The following is a 23,290-nucleotide window of genomic DNA, read 5'->3' as shown; positions in this document are numbered from 1 at the left end:
AGACTTCTAACCGTAGGGACTACGGGGATCGCCTAATCAATAACTAACTGTTAGGTTAGTGTTCTTAGGAATCTCCCACTTCAAACAGCTCGTAAGAGTGTTAAGTGGGAGTAGTTCAAGGGAGGAGTTAGAAGGTCTTGCTGAAGGATTAGAATGGAAGATGGAAGACGTTGCTCATGAATATAGTGGCTATCAGCAACAATGGAAAAAATCAGGTTGTTCAGCTCTTATGCAGCATGGTTATTATGTAAGGAACTATGATTATCACCCAAAAACGTATGAAGGACGTTTTCTTCTTTGGAAACCTAAGTCAGCTTACGCTAGTATTGGTTTTGCAACGAGAATGATTGGACGAATTGATGGGATGAACGAGAAAGGTCTTGTAGTTGGTTATCATTTTGTGAACCGAAGACGAGAAGTAGATGGTTTTATTTGTTGCACGATTGCTCGGTTTCTATTGGATACGTGTGCCACGACAGAGGAAGCCATCTCTTTGTTAAAAAGAGTGCCACATAGACACGCATTTAACTATTCAATTTATGATGGAAATGGAGCAGCGGCGATTGTGGAGGCTTCTGGTCGAGGTGTGCATGTGCACAGAGGAGAAGGGATGAGCTGTACGAATCATTTTGAGCAATTAGTAGATGAAAATCGTCATCATTTAGTTGAGTCAAAAGAGCGGTTAGCTAATCTAACGAAACATGCTAGTGAAGCCATAACAGCCTTCGATGCTTTTTCGTTATTTAACTCAACAGACTACCCTATTTTTAAAGACGATTATCGAAATTGGGCTGGAACGATTCATACAGTGGCTTATATTCCAAGTGAACTTAAAGTGATGGTTGGAATAGGAGGGGATGTTCAGCCATTCATATTGTCATTTGATGATTGGTTAAAAGGAAACCCGCTTTATCTTACCAAATTAAAAGGAACGATTGCTACGAATGAATCGTTTCCATTTAAATGAGCAGTGCACTTCAATGCTTAGTAAAATCCTTTTCTTAAAACGATCAAATAAAAAAGAGCATCTTCTATTATAAAGAACGTTATGTTTAAGACAAGTTTTTTAACGTGATGGTATTCATTTCTATTTTTTAATAAACATTGTCAAATAGTTCTGAATATGTTAGCGTTTAAGTATACGTGTAATTTAATAGAAAGAAAGTGATAGACATGAGAAGTAGAGGTATTTCTTTATTTATACCAGGATTTTTATTTTTCTTAACCATTATCCTTTTTGTTGTTATGTTAACAGGTTTTTATTTAGACTCAAGTGTTTTACGTAAAATTTGGGTCATTGTGATGACGATTACGCCGATTATTGGCTTTATTACAGCAATTAAAGCACAAAGAGGAAAATATAAACCTTGGTTGATCATCGGACATGCAGGGTTGATTTTGACTGTATCAGTGTTCGGTGTATTAGCTATTGTAGGTTGAAAAAAGCGCGTAGCAAAGAGGCTACGTGTTTTTTTGTGTGTTTTGGTATGGTTTGAAATGTATTTATATTAATTTAATCCCTTTATAAGTATATTTTAGTAATTATATAGTTAAAAAGTATGTTTTAATTTCGGTGATAAAAGATAGATAATAGGTTCTAATGACACACCCTTTTATATAGTTGTTTATGGTATTATCTCCTAGTGAAGATGAAATTTACTATTTTGTCTTACATATTATTAGGCTACCAAATATAGGGGGTTTTACAATGTTCAAAAAGAAGTTTAAAAAATTTGTGGCAACAACCGTAGCTGCTCTTGTTGTTACGGGATCTGCACTTCCTTTTAGTGCAAGCGCACAAGAGTCTTCATTTAGTGATGTTGCTGTCAATAATTCTCACTATGAAGCAATTGAAACGTTAGCAGACTGGGGAATTATTACAGGATACAACGATGGTACATTTAGACCAAACCTTGCGATTAACCGCGGACAAACAGCCAAGATGATTTCACGCGTGTATGAAGACGAGGGCTTAATGAAGCAAGTATTCGCTGACGTACCAGTTAACTTAACAGACAAAGAATTAGTTAAGGCTGCTTACTTAATGAACGATTATGGCATTATGACTGGAACGACAGTAGGAAGCGCTAAATACTTATATCCTGGAAAACAAATTAGTCGTCAACAAATGGCTAAAGTATTAGTTCTTGCCTTTGAATTAGATCATGTTCCAGGTGAAACTAGTACCGTAAAAGATTTAAACAAAGCAATTCCAGAGTTCCGTGAGTACATCAACATCCTATCAGAAAATGGGGTAACAGTTGTGGATAACTTTAACCCAACAGGAACAGTTTCCCGTGCGCAATTTGCAAGCTTCGTATACCGTGCACTTATTGCTGGTGGATATGTTGAATTTGAAGACTAATTGCTTTTAAAAATAATGGACGAACTAAACAGTTTAGTCGTTTAGAGTCGGCTAAAAGAGCGATGGAAAAAGGGTGTTATCCTTTTTCCATCGCTCTTTTTTTGTGAATTAACAATATCTACCTGTCAATCATCTGATAATTTATCTCGATTTGCTGCAAGTGGTGGTTGTTCAAGCCATCCTTTTTTAATGCTTAAATTGGCTCCATCTAGTGAAAATTTTCCTGTTTCAACAATGAGACGTGCGAATGCGAGTGAGATGTCTTTTCGAGCTATTTGAGAAACCGCTGTACCATAATTTGCCAAACCGCTCGCGGCGGCTAGTCCAGTATGATAGTGCATCAGTTTTTCAGAAAATGGTGCAATTCTGGACTCTGTTACTTCAGGATCCCATAGTTGTGGGGAAGGGAGATCTTCATCCGTTAACATGTTAATAAATAACTCAATATGTTTATGTGCAATTTTACGGCCACGTACGAGGTATTCACGCAGGTCATTGGACTTTGCAGACTGACTAAATGCAATCATTATTGATTTTCCAAGCATGTTTGTGTCTAAGTTTATGTAAATTTCTTTAATTTCTTGTGCGCTAATCGGGCGTTGTGTACCTCTAAATTTCCCTAAAAAGTCTTTACTTTCAACAAAGTAAATGTCAGTTGGAATTGGAATGCTTGGTGTTCGTATCACAATTCCTTTTTCAAGCAATGCTTCAATCGCCTCATTAAATACTTCCACATACTCATCCATATTTTTTAACATAAACATTCGGATGTCTCGTCTGTGGGAGGCAAACAGTGCGTTTGAGTAGTTAATGATGGATGCTCGACTCATTTCTTTTAAATAAAATAAGTAAAACTTATCGGAAAACATTTTGGGTGCATCTAAAAAAACATCTTGATCACCAAACCCTTGAGGTGTTTTCATTCCTTCTGTTTGAAAAAGGTGATGATAAATTTCAATACGTTTTTGTATGTAGTCGTTATTTAGTTGCAATAATTTTTTAGCATCTCGGTCTTCTACGTTATGAAGAAAGCTTTTCATCACACAAGCCAGAAGCGTTTCACCAATGTAGCCTGACCATAATGAACCGACTTCTCCTGATGTTAAGGTAACGATGCGGCCGTCTATATTCAACTTATACACCTCTTGTTATGTAGTAGTACTAGTATGAATCGCTCATAAGGAAGATATGCATGACGAGTATGAGGAGTAGACGGTGAGCTGAAGAAGATGTCAGAAAAGGCTAATTCGCATGAGAATCGAACTAGCCTTGAAGTTTATTTTTACATAATACTTAGTAGTGCCCCACCAATCGCGCCAGTTAGTACGATGACCCAAGGTGAAAGCTTCCAATAGACCAGCATACTGAATAAAATGGCAGCAAAAGCGAAGTCAATCGGTTCTAAAATAGAACTTGTCCAAATCGGATGATAGAAAGCAGAAATCAAAATACCAACTACAGCAGCATTTACACCCATTAAAGCACCTTGTACTTTTCGGTTGCGACGCAATGTATCCCAAAATGGAAGTGTTCCAAGAATGAGTAAAAATGCAGGAAGAAAAATTGCAACCGTTGCAAGTAATCCACCTTGCCAGCCATTCATCACAGCCCCAAGATAAGCAGCGAATGTAAACAGCGGACCTGGAACAGCTTGAGCAGCACCGTAACCAGCTAAAAATGCTTCGTCACTTAACCAGCCTGTTGGCACAAATTCACGTTCTAATAATGGAAGAACAACGTGACCCCCACCAAATACAAGTGATCCTGAGCGATAAAAGCTATCGAACATCGCGACCCAGTTCAATGATGTCACTTCTCGTAATATTGGCAATAAGACGAGTAAACCAAAAAATAAGGTTAAACAAACAAATCCAAACGTACGCGAAATTGGAAATAATAATCTTGATTCATCTGTACTAGTTTGATTACGATAAATCAGGTATCCAATGACTCCTGACACTAAAATAACGCCTACATGTGTAAAAGCTGTCTGAACTAATAGTGTAGCGACTAGGGCGAACAAAACAATTGCTTTGCGTTGTAAATCAGGTGCAAGCTTTTGAGCCATACCAAGAATGGCATGAGCCACAACTGCTACAGCTACAATTTTTAACCCTTGAATCCAGCCAACTTCACCAACGTTTAATCCTTGTAAGACAAGAGCGAAGAGAATCAGTGCGATGACGGATGGCAAGGTAAAGCCGATAAACGCTAAAAGCCCTCCAAGTAATCCACCACGCATAACACCAACACCGATGCCAACTTGACTACTAGCAGGTCCAGGTAAGAACTGACAAAGCGCGACTAAATCCGCATAACTCTTTTCATCTAGCCACTTACGTCTGCGCACATACTCCTCATGAAAATAACCTAAATGAGCAACAGGACCGCCAAACGAAGTAAAACCAAGTCGTGTCGCAACAAGTAAAATCTCCATTAATGAACGAAAGTCTGTCTTGGTGTGTTTCTCTTTCATAACAAACTCCTTTCAAGTTAATCTTTAATTTCTTTAAAAAGCTCATACGCTTTATTACGAGCTTCAACGAGTACATGATTACCTTTTTCTGTTGTTGAATAATACTTGCGGATTTTTCCGTCTACATTTTTATCTTCACGCACCAATAATTCGTCTTTTTCCATTGAATGAAAAATGGGATAAAGTGTACCAGGGCTAATATTATAGCCATGCTCTCTAAGTTCTTCGAGCATCCACGATCCAAAAACAGGATGTTCTTTTGCGTGATGTAAAATGTGAATTTGAATAAATCCTAAAAATAATTTTCGTAAAACTTTATCTTCCAAGGTGGCCGCCTCCTACTTTCGATAACCGATTTCGAATTTCGATATCGAAAACTATAAACAGTGTAACATCATTTGGTTTTGATGTTCAAGAGATAAGTTTTAATTTTTACATAAGGTTAACAATATGAATTACTGTTAGATCACAATTCTATTTTTACTAATTTTTACTGTATTATGTAAAGCTATCGCTATCTTATACGATGCTCTTTAAATGATGAGTCGTGAATTGCTTTTAGAAAATAGGAAGCGACCCTTTAGAAATGAACATAGAACCTGCTAACAAAAAACATATAGAATGAAGGAAAATAGAATGAGCTAAAAGAATGGTAGAATAGTGAGAGAAATACATGAAAAGATCTCTATAAAGGAGAGAATGAAATGTTTGAAAAAGACGCATATATGTTTGAAGTCGAACAAAAGTATGTGACAAGACGTGAACACCCGATTTACGCTCATCTTGTTATTTTGAATTATACAGAGCACGTTACGTATGAAAAGCGTTGGAACGATGTGACACTTTCATGCCGTGGATTAATTTTAAATGAAAAGTCCGGAGAAGTTATCGCGAGGCCATTCCCAAAATTCTTTAATTATGGAGAGTATCCTGAATATGAAGTAGATATTCCGTTTCATGAAGTGCCTGAGTTTACAGTGAAACATGATGGCTCTTTAGGGATTAGCTATAAAGTGGATGGGCAGGTGTATTGGGCAACTCGTGGTTCTTTTGAGTCCGAACAAGCAAAAGTAGCGCAGCACATTTGGGATAGTAAATATGCTTCTGTACATATACCAGACGAATTAACTCTACTTGTAGAAATTATTGATCCACGTACAAAAGTGGTCGTAAACTATAATGGTTTATCAGACTTAATTATGATTGGTGCAGTCAATCGATTGACAGGATATGATTATCCGTATGAAGAGCTTTTACAACTTGGTAAACAACTCGGCATGGCAGTGACCGAACAAGTGAAGCTAACCATTGAAGAAGCAGTGAAGTTAAAGAGTGAAATCGATCATAATAGCGAAGGGTGGGTGTTACGCTGGCCGAATGGAAAGCGGTTAAAAGTAAAGGGGAACCATTATATCGATATTCATAAAATTGCATATGGGCTTTCTACTAAAATGAAAGCCGAATATTGGAAAGAGAATAGCATGGAAGAGCTTATGATTAAAATGCCAGAAGAGTTTCGACAAGAGTTAGAACAATTTCAAATGGTGTTAAATGAAGAGCTAGAGAAACTTCAAAAAAACGTTAACGATTGGCTAGAAAAAGCAAGAAAGGCAGGATTAGACCGGAAAGTCGTTGCTTCATATGTAGCGTCAGAAGTACCAAAAGACCTTCGCTATCTTCTGTTTAAAGCGTATGATCAAAAGTTAAGTGACAGTCAGTTACGGGAGCATATTTACAAACGATATACGGAATTTGTTGCACTTTAACGAAAAGGAATGAATAACGTGGGAACATTTATGATGCTTGTGGGTTTGCCTGGAAGCGGGAAGTCGACATTTGCAAAGAGGCTTGCCAAAGAACAAGATGCGATGATTCTTTCATCTGACGAAATTCGAGAAGAATTATTTCAAGATATGAGTCATCAAGAAGATAATCAACTTATTTTTGAGACGATGAATGAACGAGCTAATTCCTTATTAGCAGATGGAAAAAAGGTTATTTATGACGCAACAAATGTGGGACGAAAAAAGCGTCGTCATCTGATTCAATATGTTATTAAGGCGGACAAAAAAATTGCGTACTATGTAAATGAACATATTTCTACAACGAAATCCCGAAATGAAGAGAGGGATCGGAAAGTAGGGGAGCACGTTATTGAGCGAATGTACAAATCACTTCAAGTGCCAATTTTAAACGAAGGGTGGCATGAGATTCGTTTTACAGAGCCTGCTTTTACGAGTGTAGTAGCTTCACGCCATTCTTTAGAAAACCTTATTTTAGGAGATGTAGATCATGACACGTTATTTTTAGAACTATCTCAAGTGATACCTGACTTTAAAGATATTTATCACTTACCACAAGATTCATCTTATCACAGCTTTTCGGTGAGTCGTCATACGTATTATGTTTATGAAAGAGTAAAAGAGGACGTAAAGGGTGAAGATTTGCTGATGATGGTATGGGCAGCGCTTTTTCACGATATTGGAAAGGCATTTTGTAAATCGTTTCGGAATTATAAAGGAGAGCCAACGAGGTATGCCAATTTCATTGGTCATGAGCATGTGTCTGCGCAACTAGCTGCTTATTGGTTGTTTACGTTACGTTATGATGAAGAGTTGATAAGAGATGTTGTAAACCTTGTTCAATTTCATATGATACCAATGCAAGCAAGCGAGAAAAAATTAAATGAGTTGGAATTGCTAATCGGTACGTCTCTTTTTGAAAAACTCATGATCCTTCACCAAGCAGATATGCAGGCAAAATAATCATTTTTAAGATTTAGATTGACAAACTATCTATAATTGTCATAGAATTCAGATATACAGTTGAATCGGTTCCCTAAAGGGGAGTAGCTTTTACAGTAACGTCGTCATTTCAGAGTGATACACTCTCGGCGTTGTTGGCAACGTAGCGTTGTTAGCGAGACCTTTACCTACCTAGGTAAAGGTCTGTTTTCGTTTAAGACCTTTACCACGTGTGGTGAAGGTCTTTTTCTTTGTTCTTCATCAACTAATTAGGTAGTGGGCCGTTTACGATTTGATGAGAGGGGAAACAAACAGATGAAAAAATCATTTCTTCAATTAATCAGAGAAAATAAAGAAGCGATATTACTAGATGAGAAGAAACTTGAACAAATTGAGAAACGAATCGATGAAAAATATATTCATTCAACTGAGGCATATCACGACAAGAAAAAGCATAAGTATCTCAGTCACTAATTTATTATTTTTTTTACAGGAGGATTTCACATTGATTTTAAGAAAATATATGTCCCTTTTAGGGGTTGGATCTGCACAAATTGACTTAGTATTACCAAAGACAACGTATAAACCAGGTGACGCGATTCACGGTTACTTTGATATTAGAGGTGGCACAACGGAACAACATATTAAGCGTATTGATTGTGATTTAGTAAAAGTAAATCATCGAACAGGAGAAGAGGAAGTCGTCGACACAACAAGTATTTTAACGTCAACCTATATTCATCCAGAGCAGCATAGCAAGTTATCATTCACGTTTCAGCTCTCTTCTACCATCGGTGCTTCAACAAAAGATTTTTCATATCAATTTAAAACGAAGCTCACGTTCTCAAAAGGAGTTGAGAGTAGGGATATGGACTTGATTCGGATTGCGAGGTAGAAACGAATATGAAATGACAGTATTCTCATAGAGAGTGCTGTTTTTTTGTCTCAAAATAATGATTGAAAATTGTGGTGGGAAATGAGTTATTGAAGTCAATGGAAAGTGAAAAGAGACAGACCGCGTCAAAAGATGGAAAGAATCTGTTTGATGCGGACTGTTCGTGTTTTTAAAAGGTGTAAGAGTCGATAGAGCGCTTAGATAGTTATTAATCAATCCCAAAACCTACCATTTGAGTAGATAATCTGACCTTTGAATCCCGTTTTTCGCTAACTCCCGGCAAATTGCAGTTTCGATTCCTTTTGAGCGGCTTGCACCTGTCACAATGTCAATTTTCTTACTTATCACCTATTTATTCTTCCTAAATGAAGGAACAATCATTGTGAGATGCAGATGAGACAAAAAAGCAGGCACCGAAAAAGTGTCCGCTTGGTCTTTTATAGCATGAACCATGTGTTCCTTTGTATGATGTAAATAGACATACCTCTCCTTTAGTTGTATGAGTAGGTATTCTCAACTTAATCAACCATTACAAAGTATTCCACATGTAGAATCTAGATTCCTCATCCATTGCATCTCTATTCCCACTATATCAACCTATAATTTGGATAATTAAGAACTCTTTATTGATGATCAATAAAGAGTTGTAAGATCGATTCTCCTTTCATTGTAAGTGAAAATCCAACTCGCTCTTTTTGTACCAATTTCCATTCTTGTAGTTGTGAAAAAAGGGTCAGAAAGTACTTCGGTTTTAGGTGCTTCAATATTTTATAAGAATCTAGTTGATCATATTGTTTTCGCCTTAAATTACTAGAAAGATTGCCGCTTAAAATAGCAATATACGTTTGTTGTGTTTCCGTTGTTTTAATCTGTTTGATAAGTTGTAACAACAAACACAATTGAGTAGGGGATAGCTTGATACGACCAATCTGTAAAGGTTTGGTAACGAGTGATTTCTTTGTTTCTTTTAGGATATCTCTCGCTTCTTTTAAGCATTCAGATAAATATTCTGTCAACCTTTCTGCTTTTAAGTAGTGGTCAAATTTCTTTCCTTCATTTAGCATTGCTACATCATCAAGTTGCCACTTTGAGAACCATGGTAATGTGATAAGCTCATCAGATGAGTTCGGTATTGAACTCCGTTTTAGTTTAAATAAAAAAGCTAACAGTGGAGTTTGAATCATCAAGTTAGATTCAAACTTGTATTCGTTGATTTGATAACATATATCGTTCAATTGACTGAATAATGACTGTTGTTTCAACAGTTGCTGTTGCCATTTTTGAAGCAAATGAAGCTTATCCATAACATGAGAATTAGTTTGAATAATCTCATCAAATTGTCTCTTTGTTGTCGCAAGGCGTTTACTCGTTAACATAATGTTAAAGTCATGTTTGAACGTAACGACATCATTGACAACGTGGTAAGTAACATCAATTTCACACTTGTCACATAAGATGTGCATCGTTTCTTCATGTTCATTTAAGGCGATGTTCATTTCGTGAGGACAAGAAAACACACCGTGATTAAATACATGAAGAGGCATAGAACGAAATGGTCGCATCATCACTTCAATCCGACTTCGCCAAAAAGCTATTCGATCAGGATCTTTCATTAAAAAGAGAAGAGGTGATGTTTTCACATTCTCGATTGCTAAAATATCCTCTTTGTTTCGATGATAAAGCGAAACAAGAGGATGCTCGTAAAATCGTTTGTTCACATGACCGAGCCAATCTTGGCGTGTTGTGTCATGAATACGAGCGCAAAACATGTAGCTTTTCACGACTCGCTTTATATAGACGTCAAGTTGCTCTTTTGTCATCTCAACAAACGATGTTTCGTCAAACTCATGCGAGTGAATAGGAATGCCTTTTTGTTCACTAAAGGTTCTCCATAAAAATGCATCTGCTTTCCATAAGTAAGGATAGACTTCTTCCTGCTTCGTTATAGGAATGGGAATACCACCTATTTCTTCATTGTATAAGAAGATTTGAAGTAGGCGAATATCCTCTTCTTCATAATCGTTAAGTGCTTTTTCAACAGTTTTATTTAGACGAGCTAAAAGTCCTTTTGTATAATCATTTGCTAAAGAACGAACAAATCTATTTTTACGACCGAGCGGAAGAAAGGTAAGCCGTGGATACGATTCAATGTCAATTAAAAGCTTTTTAGGTACTGCCATTACTCTGACTCCTTTCGTGTACTTCGTATTCTACGCTTCTTGCACGAAAGAACAAAATTTGAATGTGCCATGCTTAGCATGTACTTTGTGAGGTAATACATGCTAAAAAGTTATTTAGAAAGCTTACCGGTCTATGAAGGAATTTAAAGAATAAAATCGTATTATAAAAGTGGGGATATTCACATAGTTTAGAAACTAATGCTGCATGTAATGATAAATGGTTGTATGACAATCTATCAAAAGACGAGAAAGGTGTGAAAACACTTGAGTGGTTTATTTACGTCACATGCGTATGAAGGAAAGAAGTATAAGCTTTACATACCAAGCTCTTATCAAGATGGTATAAAGCTTCCGCTTATGGTCATGTTGCACGGATGTACGCAGCATGCAGATGATTTTGCAGCGGGAACCAATATGAATGTTATCGCAGAAGAACATCAATTTGTCGTTTTGTATCCTGAGCAAACGAAGTCTGCTAATCCTAATAAATGTTGGAATTGGTTTGATCCACAACACCAAAAGCGTGGAGAAGGAGAGCCTGCCGTTATTGTTGGGATGGTAAATGAAGTGAAGGAAGCATATGGAATCAATGAAAAGCGTGTGTACATCGCAGGGTTGTCAGCAGGAGGAGCGATGAGTGTGGTCCTTGCTGTCACATATCCAGATGTTTTTTCAGGTGTTGGAGTAAGTGCAGGATTAGAATATAAAGCAGCAACGAGTGTGACACAAGCGCTTACGGCGATGGCTAAAGGTGGGCCAGATCCGACTGAGCAAGGCATAAAAGCATATGAAGCAATGGGAACGTATAGAAAAATCATGCCTGTTATTGTTTTTCAAGGTGATTCAGACACGATTGTAGCACCTATTAACGGTGATCAAGTGATTACACAATGGATCGCAACAAATGACTTGGTGGAAAATGGAAAGATAGATGGGTGGATTCAGGATCAAGCAGATGAAACAGTTAGTGGAGAAGTTCCTGGAGGTAAAAGGTATACGATGTACCAATACAAAAGTAAAGATGGAACGGTACTGCTAGAGAAGTATATGGTCGCACATATGGGTCATGCGTGGTCTGGTGGAACAGGAGAAGGTACGTATACAGATCCAACAGGCATTGACGCGAGTCGTGTTATGTGGACATTTTTTGAGAAAATACATGGTGAATAAATCATGTATTTTTTATTTGTATTAAAATAATCTCTTGTTTCATTAGGCGATGATGAAAAAGAGGTGGTAAGACTAGATTGTTGTTTTCCTGAGCCTCCTTAGAGTGAACCGCTATTTATTTTAGGTAAGGGCTTTTATTTTTGTCCAAGTGTTCATTTGAAAATCACGTATTCCATAGTAGAATATAAGAAGTAAAGGTGGTGGACGGTGTATGGAGATTTTCTTCTTCTTAATACTCGTCGTTCTTGTTCTTTCAATGATAAGTCGATTATATCAAGTGGAAAAAAGGTTGATGCTACGAGACGATTAGTAAAACGTATAGCTGGGAATATGGATATACCTGAGCATCCTGTTGATGAAGAGGTACGTGAATTGTTAAAGAACGATGAAACGGTTCGAGCAGTGAAACGAGCGAGAGAAGAGTTAGGGTTATCCTTAATAGAAGTGAAACAATATGTAGATAGACTGAAAGAATAGTAGGAGGAATGGTTATTTTAAAGTCACGTATGGTTGAAAATGTTATCGGAGCTATTGTCATTATCATTGGGTTATTAGCTATTTTTATTGGAAAAGATCCGTATTTCTATATCATGTATGCTGTATTGGGTGTTTATTTTACAATTCGCACGTTTTTTCCAAATGACAGCAACAAGATGTATCGTATTTTATTTCCTATCATTGCAGTATCGATGTTTTATTTAAGTATTACGAATTTGGTTTAAACAGAAGTTTGTGAGAGGATAGCGGTTGTGTGTATCATGTCAATCGCTATTCTAATGAATTTTTGTTCTGAAAATTTAAACTACTCACTGTTTTATATGCTAAAATAATGGAAACAGATGTTAATGACATAGACAAGCAGGTGAACGATCATGTATGAACAAATCAAAGACATGACAATGAACGATCAAATTGAAGCGGTTACACGAAAGTTGATTGAAATTAATAGCATTAATGGGACTGAAGGAGAAGTTCATGTTGCGGATTTTATTAAGGAAGTGCTTCTTACATTTCCTTATTTTAAAAAGAATCCATCACATGTTTGGGAGCAACTGATTCCGAACGATCCGGTTGGTAGAAAAAATGTGTTTGCGTTTGTGCAGGGATATTCAACTTCGAACAAAACCGTTTTGTATCATGCACATATTGATACGGTAGGGATTGAAGATTATGGTAGCTTGAAGCCTTACGCATTTCATTCGGATCGATTAGAAGCATTCTTTAAGCAATATGAGTTTGATCAAGATGTGAAAAAGGATGCTCATTCTGGAGATTGGTTATTTGGTCGAGGGTCAGTCGATATGCAAAGTGGAATTGCGGTTCACTTAGTAAATATCTTGTACTTCTCAGAGAATCGAGTTCAACTTCCTGGTAACCTTTTATTTATGGCAAACCCAGACGAGGAAAGTCAGCATAAAGGCGTAATTGCGTCGCTTGCAGAATTGAAAAGACTACAAGTTGAAAAACAACTAGACTATATTGTCGCGATTAATACCGATTTTATTACCCCTCTCTATGATGGTGATAAAAAGCGATATATTTATACAGGAGCTGCAGGAAAGTTGTTGCCGAGCTTTTATATTTATGGACGAGAAACTCATGTAGGAGACACGCTATCAGGAATTGACCCGACCTATATTTCATCTGAAATTAATCGACGAATGAACAATAACATTGAGTTAGCCGAAAACATTCCTGGTGAATTGATTTTACCACCGTCTTGTCTTCATCAAAAAGATGAAAAAGATGTTTATAATGTGCAGACAGCTAAAAGAAGCTTTTTGTATTTTAACTACTTTATTTATGAAGCAACTGCCAAAGAAGTAATGGATAAGCTAAAATCAGTTGCGGTGGAAGCATGTAGAGAAGTTGAGGCTACTTTATATTACAATTATCAAGAATTCATTAAGCGAACGGGCTTACCTCCAAAGAATTATTCATGGAATGTAGAAGTGACAAGCTTAGCAGAATTGAAAGAAGAGCTCATACAAAAAGGAATCGATGTTGAGCATGTGATGCAGGAAGTGATCTTAGAAAATAAAGGGCTAGAGGCAAGGCAGTTGTCATTTAAAATGGTCGAGGCACTTCAACAACTCGATCCAGATAAAAAGCCAAGAGTCATTATTTTTTATGCGCCTCCATATTTGCCACATAACTATTTAAATGAACAAAATGAACGTGATTGGAATTTAGCTCGAATTGTAAAAGAGTCAATGGAATCCATGTCTTACGAAACAGGTGAGGAGTTTGAGTTAAAACGATTTTTTCCGTACTTAGCAGATGGAAGCTTTCTATCCATCCATGAAACAGATGAAGAAATTGCGTCACTTGTAGAGAATTTTCCAGAAATGAGTGCGACGTTTCCGTTACCAATCCAAGAAATGAGGGAATTGAATATTCCATCTGTTAATATGGGTGTATATGGAAAAGACGGGCATAAATGGACAGAGCGTGTTTACAAGCCTTATACGTTTAACGTTCTCCCACGCCTTATTCGGTCTACATCAATTGCCATGTTAGCTGATATTGAGGGGCGTACGAGTGAGACTGGATGAGGGTAAAAGAAAAAGGTCGAGTGACTTTCACCCTGAGACAACTGTATTATGGGGTAGGTCAAGTAAAGCGAAAATTAAATACGCTCAATAATTAAATATTTCTCAAGTCACCTATAATGAAATAGAAAAATGGGGAGAAAATAAACTTGAAGAAGGGGTTTTGGGATTTTACAGGTATTTACAACGATAGAACAAGCGAGGGAATTCCAAACTAAACATTCACTTTGAACCAAAATGAATTTATACTTTCTCTTGAAGATGCTTCTCGCTATTGTGATTATAGTAATGATGATATAGGCACTGAACCTGTTTTATGGCTTCCTTGGGCAATATTTGAATACATTAAATAAAAAGCATTGGAGTCTGTTGCTTCTAATGCTTTTTTGTATGTGATTATTACTGTGATTTCATAGGAGAAATCATATGTGAATTGGTAAGTCATGTCCTCCTGTTTGTTGGATCATTTCTGCTATTTTTGTTCCCGTATTTAGTGATTGACCGTTCTCGTTCATACGTCTTTATCATCGATTAGATGGGCGTATGGAAGACCTGTCGTGAACTTGCCTTTCGAGAAGAATTATTTGAGGAAATTGGGAAATGTTTTGTACGAGAAGGAAGTGTAAAAGTGGGGAAAGTAGGTTCTGCACATACATACTTATTTTCTTTTTCAGAAGCAGTAACGTTTACTGAGGAATGGTTAACGATGTACGATAATGGTCTAAAGAAATAAAAAGTAGAAACACTAAACGGAGACAATTATTATGGCTTTACATACTATATAGGGGTATAGTATATTGAGTGTAAGGAGCTGATGTGATGTCAATGAACGAAGATAAGCTGGAATCAGTGGTGGAAGGGGAAGTTTGTTGCTCATCTGATCATGGAAGAAAGAGTCATCATTCAGATAAAGTAAAAAAGAACTTAGTGTCACGTTTGAACAGAGTAGAAGGTCAAATTCGTGGCATTAAAGGAATGATTGAAAAAGATACGTATTGCGATGATGTCATTACACAAATTGCTGCGACGCAATCGGCTTTAAATAGTGTAGCACGCATTTTACTTGAAGGGCACTTAAAAGGGTGTGTTGTTAATCGTCTTCAAGAAGGCGATACGGAAGTATTAGACGAAGTACTCGTCACATTTCAAAAGTTAATGAAAAAGTAAAAGGAGATGGAGTAAATGGAAAACGTAACATTACAAGTAAAAGGAATGTCTTGTGGTCATTGTGTAAAAGTAGTAGAAGGTAGCGTTGGAGAATTAGCAGGTGTAAAGTCAGTCAAAGTAAACTTAGAATCAGGTACAGTTGATATCGTTTTTGATTCAAGTGCTGTAACAGTAGACGCGATTAAAGAGACAATTGATGATCAAGGATACGACGTACAGTAATTTTTTTAACGCTCATTTCATTTAATTTGTAACAAAAAGAATGAGTACACATATTAATATACTATACCAGGGTATAGTTGGAGTGAGAGCGCGCTACCATAAGCGCGTTTGCTTTGCTAAAAAATATACCCCACCATAGTATATCGAAACGAGGAGTGAAGAAAATGAGTCAACAAAAAGAAACAACTCTTCAAATTGCAGGCATGACATGCGCAGCGTGTGCGACTCGAATTGAAAAAGGTCTTAAAAAGATGGACGGTGTAGAGGACGCAACGGTGAACTTGGCGCTCGAAAAGTCAAAAGTCACCTTTGATTCATCAAAAACAAATGTTGAAGCACTGAAGAAAAAGATTGAGACGTTAGGATATGAAGTGATTACAAAGAAAACTGAATTTGATGTAGTAGGTATGACGTGTGCAGCGTGTGCAAACCGGATTGAGAAGCGATTAAATAAGTTAGATGGAGTTCAACATGCGACGGTGAATTTTGCGTTAGAGTCCGCTCAAGTCGAATACAACGAAGCCAATCTTACTGTATCAGATATGAAAGCAGTCATTCAAAAACTTGGTTTTCAATTAGAAGAAAAGCAAGATGAACAAGTCGATCATCGTCAAAAAGAAATTGAAAAGCAAACAGGTAAGTTTTTATTTTCAATCATTTTGTCTATCCCCCTGCTTTGGGCGATGGTGAGTCATTTTGAATTTACATCTTTTATTTGGCTTCCTGATATGTTTATGAATCCTTGGGTACAACTAGCGCTTGCGACACCGGTTCAGTTTGTGATTGGAAGTCAGTTTTATGTAGGAGCATACAAAGCATTACGGAATAAAAGTGCCAATATGGATGTGTTAGTGGCGCTTGGAACGTCGGCTGCTTATTTTTACAGTTTGTATGTCAGTATTCAATCGATTGGATCAGGAGAGCAAATGGTTGAACTGTACTTTGAAACAAGTGCTGTGTTAATTACGCTCATTTTATTAGGAAAGTTATTTGAAGCAAAAGCAAAAGGACGCTCATCGGAAGCGATTAAAAAGTTAATGGGGTTACAAGCGAAAACGGCGATGGTTTTACGAGATGGTGAAGAAAAACAATTACCGATTGAAGAGGTCATCGCTGGTGATATTGTGTATGTAAAACCAGGTGAAAAAGTACCGGTAGATGGTGAAATTGTGGAAGGTCGTTCTGCATTAGATGAATCCATGATTACAGGTGAAAGCATTCCGGTTGATAAAGTAATCGGTGATAAAGTTATTGGTTCAACCATTAATAAAAGTGGCTTTTTAAAAGTAAAAGCAACAAAAGTCGGGAAAGAAACCGCACTTGCTCAAATCATTAAAGTAGTGGAAGAAGCGCAAGGGTCAAAAGCGCCGATTCAACGACTAGCAGACGTCATCTCGGGAATTTTTGTTCCGATTGTTGTTGGGATCGCAATTATTACGTTTCTTGTTTGGTTTTTCATTGTCAGTCCTGGTGAATTTGCAGTGGCATTAGAGAAGTTAATTGCAGTGCTTGTTATAGCGTGTCCTTGTGCTTTAGGGCTAGCAACACCAACCTCGATTATGGCGGGGTCTGGGCGTGCTGCTGAATTTGGTATTTTATTTAAAGGTGGCGAACACCTTGAAACAACACATCAATTAGATACCGTCGTTCTTGATAAAACAGGAACGGTGACAAACGGAAAGCCCGTGTTAACGGATGTTGTCGTAACAAATATGTATAAAGAAAAAGAGCTATTAACGCTTGTTGGAACAGCTGAACGTCAGTCAGAGCATCCACTTGCAGAAGCAATCGTTACAGGTATTAAAGAGAGAGGTATTCAATTAAGCGATTCAGAAGCATTCGAGGTAATTCCTGGTTACGGTATTCAAGCAGAAGTAGAAGGAAAATCCCTTCTTATTGGAACACGTCGCTTAATGGGGAAATATAACGTTGAAGTAAGTTCAATGTTAGACCCAATGAATCGATTAGAAAGCCAAGGGAAAACAGCGATGTTAATCGCAATTAATGGCCAATTAGCAGGTCTGATAGCCGTTGCTGATACGATTAAAGAAACATCGAAAGAAGCGGTGGAGCGCTTAAAAGCGATGGGACTTGAAGTTATCATGATGACCGGCGATAACAAGCAGACTGCAGAAGCCATTGCGAGAGAAGTCGGTATTACGCATGTCCTTGCTGAAGTGTTACCTGAAGGAAAAGCAGAAGAAGTGAAGAAGCTTCAACGTGAAGGTAAGAAAGTGGCGATGGTTGGGGATGGCATTAACGACGCACCCGCACTTGCTACAGCCGATATTGGAATGGCAATTGGAACGGGAACAGATGTGGCAATGGAAGCGGCTGACCTTACATTAATACGCGGAGATTTAAACGGGATAGCAGATGCAATCTTTATGAGTAGAGTGACAATCCGAAACATAAAACAAAACTTATTCTGGGCATTTGCTTACAATACGCTAGGTATTCCAGTAGCGGCATTAGGGTTCTTAGCTCCGTGGCTTGCGGGAGCGGCGATGGCGTTTAGTTCTGTGTCGGTTGTACTAAATGCATTACGATTGCAACGAGTAAAGTTGTAAATGAGGGGGAGTTTGAGTGAGTAAGATCATCTTTATGTGGGGAATGTCAGCCGTATTGTTTTTAGCCATTGTCATTGGAGTGTATACCCTTTACGATAAAACGAACGAAAATAACAACCAGCATGCCCATGAAGTCAATCATGAGAGTACGACTAAAACGAGTCATGAACATAGCAGTAGTGAACACGATAACCACTCAGATCACAATGAAATCGGTGAGAGCGAAGTCACGACCAATATGACATATAACGCTAACGACGCCATGATTACAATCGATGTAAAAGATCAGGATGGTCATGCACCTGAACTAGTGTTATCACATGAAAAAAGGATGCATCTCATTGTCGTGAGTCAGGACTTAAGTCATTTTTATCATTTACATCCAGAAGAAAAAGGAGATGGAATCTACAACAAAGAATTCCATTTACCAAATGGAGCGTATAAAGTATTTGTTGATATGAAACCTAAACAACTTGCTTATCACGTGAATCCTATTGAATTACATGTAGGAGAGAACCATCATAATCACGAAAGCAACAACTTAACACCTGATGAAACACGAAAGAAAACCATTGACGGGAAAAAAGTAAAATTAACAACAACGCCTCTACAAGCTGGTAAATCAGTGATGTTAACGTTTGATACAAGAGGCCATAAACCTGAACCGTATTTAGGAGCGCTCGGTCACGTCGTGATTTTAGATGAAAAAGGAGAACGATTTTTACATGTTCACCCAACATCAGACAATCAAACGATATTTGAAACGACGTTCGCACAACCAGGTACGTATAAAATATGGGGTGAGTTTAAATTTGAAGGAAACATTCATACGTACCCATTCGTTGTAGAAGTAAAATGATGAAGGAGAATCAGAGTGAGAGGCTCTGGTTCTTTTTTTGTTGTTTAATGAACTAGCACCTTTCATTTATCTCTCCATAAACTGTTACAAAATGCTATTTCGTTACGAGTAAATGTAAGGCAAGTGATGCGATGAAACATGCCATTTCTCAGCGGAAAGTTTATGGAAACAGAGAAAGGAGAGAGAGATGTGCCTATTGGAAGTACGCTTGTTTATAATAGACAAACAGATCCATTGTTTGTGTCGATGACCTCTTCTCTTACAAGTCCAACGACGGTCGTTTCTGCTGCTGAAACAGCCGCATTTCAAGGACGGTTCTTTGAAAGTTCAACAGGGTCTCAATCAGTGGCAGCTAACGGATTCTTAGTCGTGCAGTATACAATTCCAGCCAACTCTAATCGAACCGTATATATTCAACGTGTATCCGGAGGAGCAACTACGAATACAACCATTGATATTTTATTTAATGCGACGTTTGCTGCTGCTGGAACAACGATTACACCTGTAAACTCTAATTTAGCAAGCGCCATTACGAGCGTGGTAACTGGGAAATATTTATCACAAGCAACCGACCCTACAACAGGTGGTACTCGTGTAAACTCAATTATCCAAACAGGAGGGCCGGTTGTTATTGACTATAGTGGACGAATTATCATTCCTAGTACAACGACTGATCGAACATTTTATATTCGCTTGGCTAACAACACCAATCAAACGAATATCTTATCTGTCAATGTTAGCTGGTGGGAATTAGTTTCTTAATGAAAAGAATGAAATTAGATTGATAATCTCATTCTTTTTTGTCGTTTAAAGAGACGCTCTCTATTCTGTAAAATGAAGCTACACTCATAAAATGAATGAGCATAATCCTTGTCTCGCGTCATACGATGATTATATAAGACTAGACAGAGAAGGGGATGACTATGTGTCGATTGGAGGAAGTACGTTAGTTTATAACAATCAGCGAGATCCGTTGTTTGTCTCAATGAATTCAACTGTAACTAGTCCTACTGTCGTGACACCTGTCGCTCAAATGGCAGCAATGGAAGGGAATTTTTATTCCGTTACGACCGGTCGTGAAAGCGTAGCGGCTAATGGTTTTCTCAGTATACAATTGACCATGCCAGCGAATTCAAATCGAACCATTTACGTGCAAACTGTATTTGGAGGAGCCACAACAAATACGACGGTGGATCTTTTATTTAACGCGACATTTGCAGCAGCGGGTACTGCGATTACACCTGTAAATACGAATTCAGGAAGTACAAATACAAGTGCTATAGTAGGTAAATATATTTCGCAAGCGACCGACCCTACTACTGGTGGGACGTTGTTTAGCTCGATTATTCAAACGGGTGGGACAGTTACCGAAATATACGATGGAGCAGTTGTTGTCCCTAGTACGACAAGTGATCGAACACTCTATACGAGATTGACAAACAATACGAATCAAGTAAATATACTTGCAATTACGATTACTTACTGGGAGTTAATTTCTCAATGAGGTGAAAAAATGGATAATCGAATTTGTAATGATTCAGTGAAAAAAGTAATTGAAGAAAAGAATATTCGGAGTAATTGTCCGATGTGCAGTCATAAAGGGTGGATTTTAGCGGATGAGCTTGTGTTGCAAAAGGTGAACGGAGCAGCGGGTGATGACATTCATTTTCCGACAATTATGCTCATTTGCAATCAGTGTGGATTTGTTAGTCATCATTCTGTTGGAGTACTGAAGTTGTTTTCACTATTAAAATGATTGTACTAAAAGCACGCCTCATTGAATGATGTATTCGTTCAATGAGGCGTGCTTTTATTTTTAATACATTTGAGCTTGCAAATAAATCGTGGCTGAAGCAGGGGGATGACATGCGCTTAATCGCAAACGCACAAACTTTGTAAAGCGCTGTGGGACAATTAATTCAACAGCATCGGGATAAATGCGGTAAGTGGGACCTTCTGTATAAAAGTCACGGTTATTAGGGCTTAGTTGTAACACGACGTCAATCGGTTCACACGAATGATTGACTACCGCTAATGTATAGGTTTGGAATTCTGAGACGTTATAAGAGCAACTTTCTTTTGGTTTTCTTGTTAGGTGGATAGTTGTTTTTTCATTTACAAACTGTACAGCACTTATTTTCAGTCGTTTGAATTTATTCACTTGGAGAGGAACTTTCTCTCCAGACTCTGTTTCGGCGTGTAACAAGGGCACACGTGTTAACTTTATCCAATCATATTTCTTTTGATTACTAACAGGCAGTGCATCTGATGGGTTTTTTCGAGTGGAGCTTAAGGTCGGAATCGTGGTTAGTAAAGGCTTCGAGGGCTTTGTTTGGTCATCGCGCTTCAAAGTTGGTCACCTCCCTTTTTAATGAATTGTTACTTCGAGCCAATCATATTGAGGCGTTAATTCTTTTTGTAAGCATTGAGTATATAAAGAGAGTGAGCTTAATCGAGTTGGGTGCATTTTCTGTAGCTGATAAAATTGCTGGCGTGCCTGTTGCTTTTCCTGTTGGACGCCACGTATCCATAGTTGAAGTACTTGCTGTTCATATGTTGCATCCTTTGTGGCTTTTAATTGTTGTAAAAAAGAGAGTGGTGCATCATAGAGACTCGGATATAAATGAGTCATTGAACCGATTGATTGATCAACAAACGACCATTGATTTAGTAGTGAGAAGAAATCGTTTCGCTTGATTCCAAGGAAGTCTGTATCTTTCTTTGTTACTTTTTCATTAGCTAGGCACTTTTTCATAAGGATGGCTCGCTTTTCATGTTCGATCCGCTTTAGTAGGTAAAGTGCTCTTGGATAATCCCCGTTTTGTACATGAAGCACACTGTGTAAAAAGGGAGTGATCCTGCCTAGGTGTGGAATCGCTGATAAGAAGAGAAGCCCTTGTTCATGTTTATGCCAGAGAGCTAGTTCATATAAAAGAATTTTTGCATGATTGTCGGTTAGCACTTTAAATCGTTTTGTGAAGGCTTCAAGCCAGCCGTTTGCTTGAGGCCATAAAAGTAAACTAATTCGTAGCCAGTTTAAAAGCGCGGAAGTGTTCTCATTATTGAACGCGAAAGAACGGAAAAAACATTCTTCAGCTTCTTGAAACTGAAGAAGTCGCGTATATGCAATTCCTTGTAGAAAGAACGTTTGAAATGTCCCAGTTCCAGCATATAAAGAAGGATAAGGATGGATAGTACACATGTTTATGCAGTCTTGAAAAGCGTTACTTGCTTGTTGAAACTGTTGATTTTCTAAGTAAATAAAGCCTTGCAACTCAAGTAAGTCAGGAGAAGCTATTTTTTGATCATGTTCTAGAGAGAGAAGAAGTGTAAGTACTTCTTTATGACGCTTTACCTCATATAGGCTATAGCTATATTTGTACAAGAAATCAAGATAAAAGCCATCTGTTTTTAATATAGATAGGTGACAACGTTCATACCATGTAAGTGCTTCATCATAGTTCTCTTGCTGAAAATATTCCGTTCCAATCGCATAAAGCGTATATGAGTCAGTAGGGTTTAAGTCATATTGCTTCATGAGTAACGACATATTTCTCTGATGTTTTTCATAAGAAGCCGCATCGTCTACATAACCGAAATGATGAATAAGTAACGATGTGAATAATAGCTCATTGTCTAGAAAGTGTTTCGTAATGGATGTGATGACTTGTTCATGGATATAACCATTAAACTGAATTCGTTCATCTCGTCGGAAGAGGCGGCACGTATAATCTGTCGTGTAGCTCTGTTTATTCAGAGATGGACCGATGTAATTACGAATGTTGACATAATAGCCAACTGCTTCTCCTTGAAGGAGAGAGGACAGGTCTTTGTTGTTCATGGAATCCCATGTTTCATCTGCATCTAGTACGAGTATCCAAGGCTGTGTACACTTTGACAGTGCTAGATTACGAGCTGCACTAAAGTCATGTTCCCACGCTACTTTAAATACCTGTGCGCCGAATGATTTTGCGATTGAAACCGTATTGTCTGTTGATCCTGTGTCAACAATGACGATTTCTTCAACAATGGATTGCACGGAAGAAAGACAACGTGCTAAATGTCGTTCTTCATTTCTCACAATCATACA

At 37.8% G+C, this 23,290-nt stretch carries 26 protein-coding genes; 19 read left to right on the top strand and 7 right to left on the bottom strand.

All coding sequences use genetic code 11. The annotated features are described in order from the left end of the window. Nucleotides 1–58 precede the first annotated feature (58 nt). The 3 genes from DIS06_RS10390 to DIS06_RS10380 all read left to right on the top strand — a co-directional run bounded on the left by DIS06_RS10390 (nt 59) and on the right by DIS06_RS10380 (nt 2,365). On the top strand, nt 59–967 hold the full coding sequence (locus DIS06_RS10390; RefSeq protein WP_162595942.1) for a C45 family peptidase: 909 nt from the start codon (nt 59–61) through the stop codon (nt 965–967). Nucleotides 968–1,173: 206 nt separating this feature from the next. Continuing rightward, nucleotides 1,174–1,440, top strand: coding sequence for a hypothetical protein (locus DIS06_RS10385; RefSeq protein ID WP_239422008.1), 267 nt, complete (start codon nt 1,174–1,176; stop codon nt 1,438–1,440). 268 nt (nt 1,441–1,708) lie between these two features. After that, the gene (locus tag DIS06_RS10380; RefSeq protein ID WP_162595941.1) at nt 1,709–2,365 is read left to right on the top strand and encodes an S-layer homology domain-containing protein; all 657 of its coding nucleotides are present in this window, start codon (nt 1,709–1,711) and stop codon (nt 2,363–2,365) included. Between the two features lie 125 nt (nt 2,366–2,490). On the opposite strand, the gene DIS06_RS10375 is transcribed toward DIS06_RS10380, so the two are convergent. The 3 genes from DIS06_RS10375 to DIS06_RS10365 form a co-directional block, all read right to left on the bottom strand. Then, entirely contained in the window at nt 2,491–3,498 is a 1,008-nt protein-coding gene (locus DIS06_RS10375) for a DUF3231 family protein (protein WP_162595940.1), read from the bottom strand. Between the two features lie 149 nt (nt 3,499–3,647). After that, a complete protein-coding gene (locus DIS06_RS10370; RefSeq protein ID WP_110113190.1) occupies nt 3,648–4,841 on the bottom strand; it encodes a chromate transporter in 1,194 nt (397 codons plus the stop codon). A gap of 17 nt (nt 4,842–4,858) precedes the next feature. Beyond that, nucleotides 4,859–5,167, bottom strand: a complete 309-nt coding sequence (locus DIS06_RS10365; RefSeq protein WP_110113189.1) for a PadR family transcriptional regulator — start codon at nt 5,165–5,167, stop codon at nt 4,859–4,861. 378 nt (nt 5,168–5,545) lie between these two features. Between DIS06_RS10365 and DIS06_RS10360 the strand changes: the two genes are divergently transcribed. The 4 genes from DIS06_RS10360 to DIS06_RS10345 all read left to right on the top strand — a co-directional run bounded on the left by DIS06_RS10360 (nt 5,546) and on the right by DIS06_RS10345 (nt 8,480). Continuing rightward, complete coding sequence (locus tag DIS06_RS10360; protein WP_110113188.1) at nt 5,546–6,607, top strand: T4 RnlA family RNA ligase; 1,062 nt, start codon at nt 5,546–5,548, stop codon at nt 6,605–6,607. Nucleotides 6,608–6,625: 18 nt separating this feature from the next. After that, complete coding sequence (locus DIS06_RS10355) at nt 6,626–7,606, top strand: AAA family ATPase (protein ID WP_162595939.1); 981 nt, start codon at nt 6,626–6,628, stop codon at nt 7,604–7,606. 294 nt (nt 7,607–7,900) lie between these two features. Then, a complete protein-coding gene (locus tag DIS06_RS10350) occupies nt 7,901–8,059 on the top strand; it encodes an FbpB family small basic protein (protein WP_110113186.1) in 159 nt (52 codons plus the stop codon). A gap of 31 nt (nt 8,060–8,090) precedes the next feature. Then, the gene (locus tag DIS06_RS10345) at nt 8,091–8,480 is read left to right on the top strand and encodes a sporulation protein (protein ID WP_110113185.1); all 390 of its coding nucleotides are present in this window, start codon (nt 8,091–8,093) and stop codon (nt 8,478–8,480) included. Between the two features lie 225 nt (nt 8,481–8,705). Here DIS06_RS10345 and DIS06_RS20740 read toward each other — a convergent pair whose 3' ends face one another. Both DIS06_RS20740 and DIS06_RS10335 read right to left on the bottom strand, forming a co-directional pair. Further along, the gene (locus DIS06_RS20740) at nt 8,706–8,828 is read right to left on the bottom strand and encodes a hypothetical protein (protein ID WP_275425424.1); all 123 of its coding nucleotides are present in this window, start codon (nt 8,826–8,828) and stop codon (nt 8,706–8,708) included. A gap of 275 nt (nt 8,829–9,103) precedes the next feature. Continuing rightward, complete coding sequence (locus tag DIS06_RS10335) at nt 9,104–10,660, bottom strand: RQC-minor-2 family DNA-binding protein (protein WP_110113184.1); 1,557 nt, start codon at nt 10,658–10,660, stop codon at nt 9,104–9,106. Nucleotides 10,661–10,924: 264 nt separating this feature from the next. Here DIS06_RS10335 and DIS06_RS10330 point away from each other — a divergent pair, with 264 nt between their 5' ends. The 12 genes from DIS06_RS10330 (at nt 10,925) to DIS06_RS10275 (ending at nt 20,956) form a co-directional block, all read left to right on the top strand. Next, entirely contained in the window at nt 10,925–11,830 is a 906-nt protein-coding gene (locus tag DIS06_RS10330; protein WP_110113183.1) for an extracellular catalytic domain type 1 short-chain-length polyhydroxyalkanoate depolymerase, read from the top strand. A gap of 207 nt (nt 11,831–12,037) precedes the next feature. Further along, nucleotides 12,038–12,307 carry a hypothetical protein gene (locus DIS06_RS10325; RefSeq protein WP_110113182.1) on the top strand — a complete coding sequence of 90 codons (270 nt, stop codon included), beginning with the start codon at nt 12,038–12,040 and terminating at the stop codon, nt 12,305–12,307. 8 nt (nt 12,308–12,315) lie between these two features. Continuing rightward, complete coding sequence (locus DIS06_RS10320; RefSeq protein WP_110113181.1) at nt 12,316–12,552, top strand: hypothetical protein; 237 nt, start codon at nt 12,316–12,318, stop codon at nt 12,550–12,552. 150 nt (nt 12,553–12,702) lie between these two features. Further along, entirely contained in the window at nt 12,703–14,385 is a 1,683-nt protein-coding gene (locus tag DIS06_RS10315) for a M20/M25/M40 family metallo-hydrolase (protein ID WP_110113180.1), read from the top strand. 532 nt (nt 14,386–14,917) lie between these two features. Beyond that, entirely contained in the window at nt 14,918–15,115 is a 198-nt protein-coding gene (locus tag DIS06_RS10310) for an AAC(3) family N-acetyltransferase (protein WP_110113179.1), read from the top strand. A gap of 92 nt (nt 15,116–15,207) precedes the next feature. Continuing rightward, nucleotides 15,208–15,549 carry a metal-sensitive transcriptional regulator gene (locus DIS06_RS10305; RefSeq protein WP_481746858.1) on the top strand — a complete coding sequence of 114 codons (342 nt, stop codon included), beginning with the start codon at nt 15,208–15,210 and terminating at the stop codon, nt 15,547–15,549. Nucleotides 15,550–15,564: 15 nt separating this feature from the next. Further along, complete coding sequence (gene copZ, locus DIS06_RS10300; protein WP_110113177.1) at nt 15,565–15,771, top strand: copper chaperone CopZ; 207 nt, start codon at nt 15,565–15,567, stop codon at nt 15,769–15,771. A 164-nt stretch (nt 15,772–15,935) separates the two neighbouring features. Continuing rightward, a complete protein-coding gene (locus DIS06_RS10295; protein WP_110113176.1) occupies nt 15,936–18,341 on the top strand; it encodes a heavy metal translocating P-type ATPase in 2,406 nt (801 codons plus the stop codon). 16 nt (nt 18,342–18,357) lie between these two features. Then, on the top strand, nt 18,358–19,200 hold the full coding sequence (locus tag DIS06_RS10290; RefSeq protein ID WP_110113175.1) for a hypothetical protein: 843 nt from the start codon (nt 18,358–18,360) through the stop codon (nt 19,198–19,200). 189 nt (nt 19,201–19,389) lie between these two features. Further along, a complete protein-coding gene (locus tag DIS06_RS10285) occupies nt 19,390–19,962 on the top strand; it encodes a hypothetical protein (protein ID WP_110113174.1) in 573 nt (190 codons plus the stop codon). Nucleotides 19,963–20,125: 163 nt separating this feature from the next. Continuing rightward, nucleotides 20,126–20,704, top strand: coding sequence for a hypothetical protein (locus tag DIS06_RS10280; RefSeq protein ID WP_110113173.1), 579 nt, complete (start codon nt 20,126–20,128; stop codon nt 20,702–20,704). A gap of 9 nt (nt 20,705–20,713) precedes the next feature. Continuing rightward, the gene (locus DIS06_RS10275) at nt 20,714–20,956 is read left to right on the top strand and encodes a hypothetical protein (RefSeq protein ID WP_110113172.1); all 243 of its coding nucleotides are present in this window, start codon (nt 20,714–20,716) and stop codon (nt 20,954–20,956) included. Nucleotides 20,957–21,016: 60 nt separating this feature from the next. Here DIS06_RS10275 and DIS06_RS10270 read toward each other — a convergent pair whose 3' ends face one another. Together DIS06_RS10270 and DIS06_RS10265 are read right to left on the bottom strand one after the other, a co-directional pair. Next, the gene (locus DIS06_RS10270) at nt 21,017–21,550 is read right to left on the bottom strand and encodes a DUF6385 domain-containing protein (RefSeq protein ID WP_110113171.1); all 534 of its coding nucleotides are present in this window, start codon (nt 21,548–21,550) and stop codon (nt 21,017–21,019) included. Nucleotides 21,551–21,568: 18 nt separating this feature from the next. Continuing rightward, on the bottom strand, nt 21,569–23,287 hold the full coding sequence (locus DIS06_RS10265; protein WP_275425426.1) for a glycosyltransferase: 1,719 nt from the start codon (nt 23,285–23,287) through the stop codon (nt 21,569–21,571). Between the last annotated feature and the right edge of the window lie 3 nt (nt 23,288–23,290).

Origin of the sequence: Bacillus sp. CGMCC 1.16541, assembly GCF_003184905.1 — a bacterium.
GTDB lineage: Bacteria > Bacillota > Bacilli > Bacillales > Bacillaceae_H > Priestia.
This window is presented reverse-complemented; position numbering and strand designations above follow the sequence as displayed.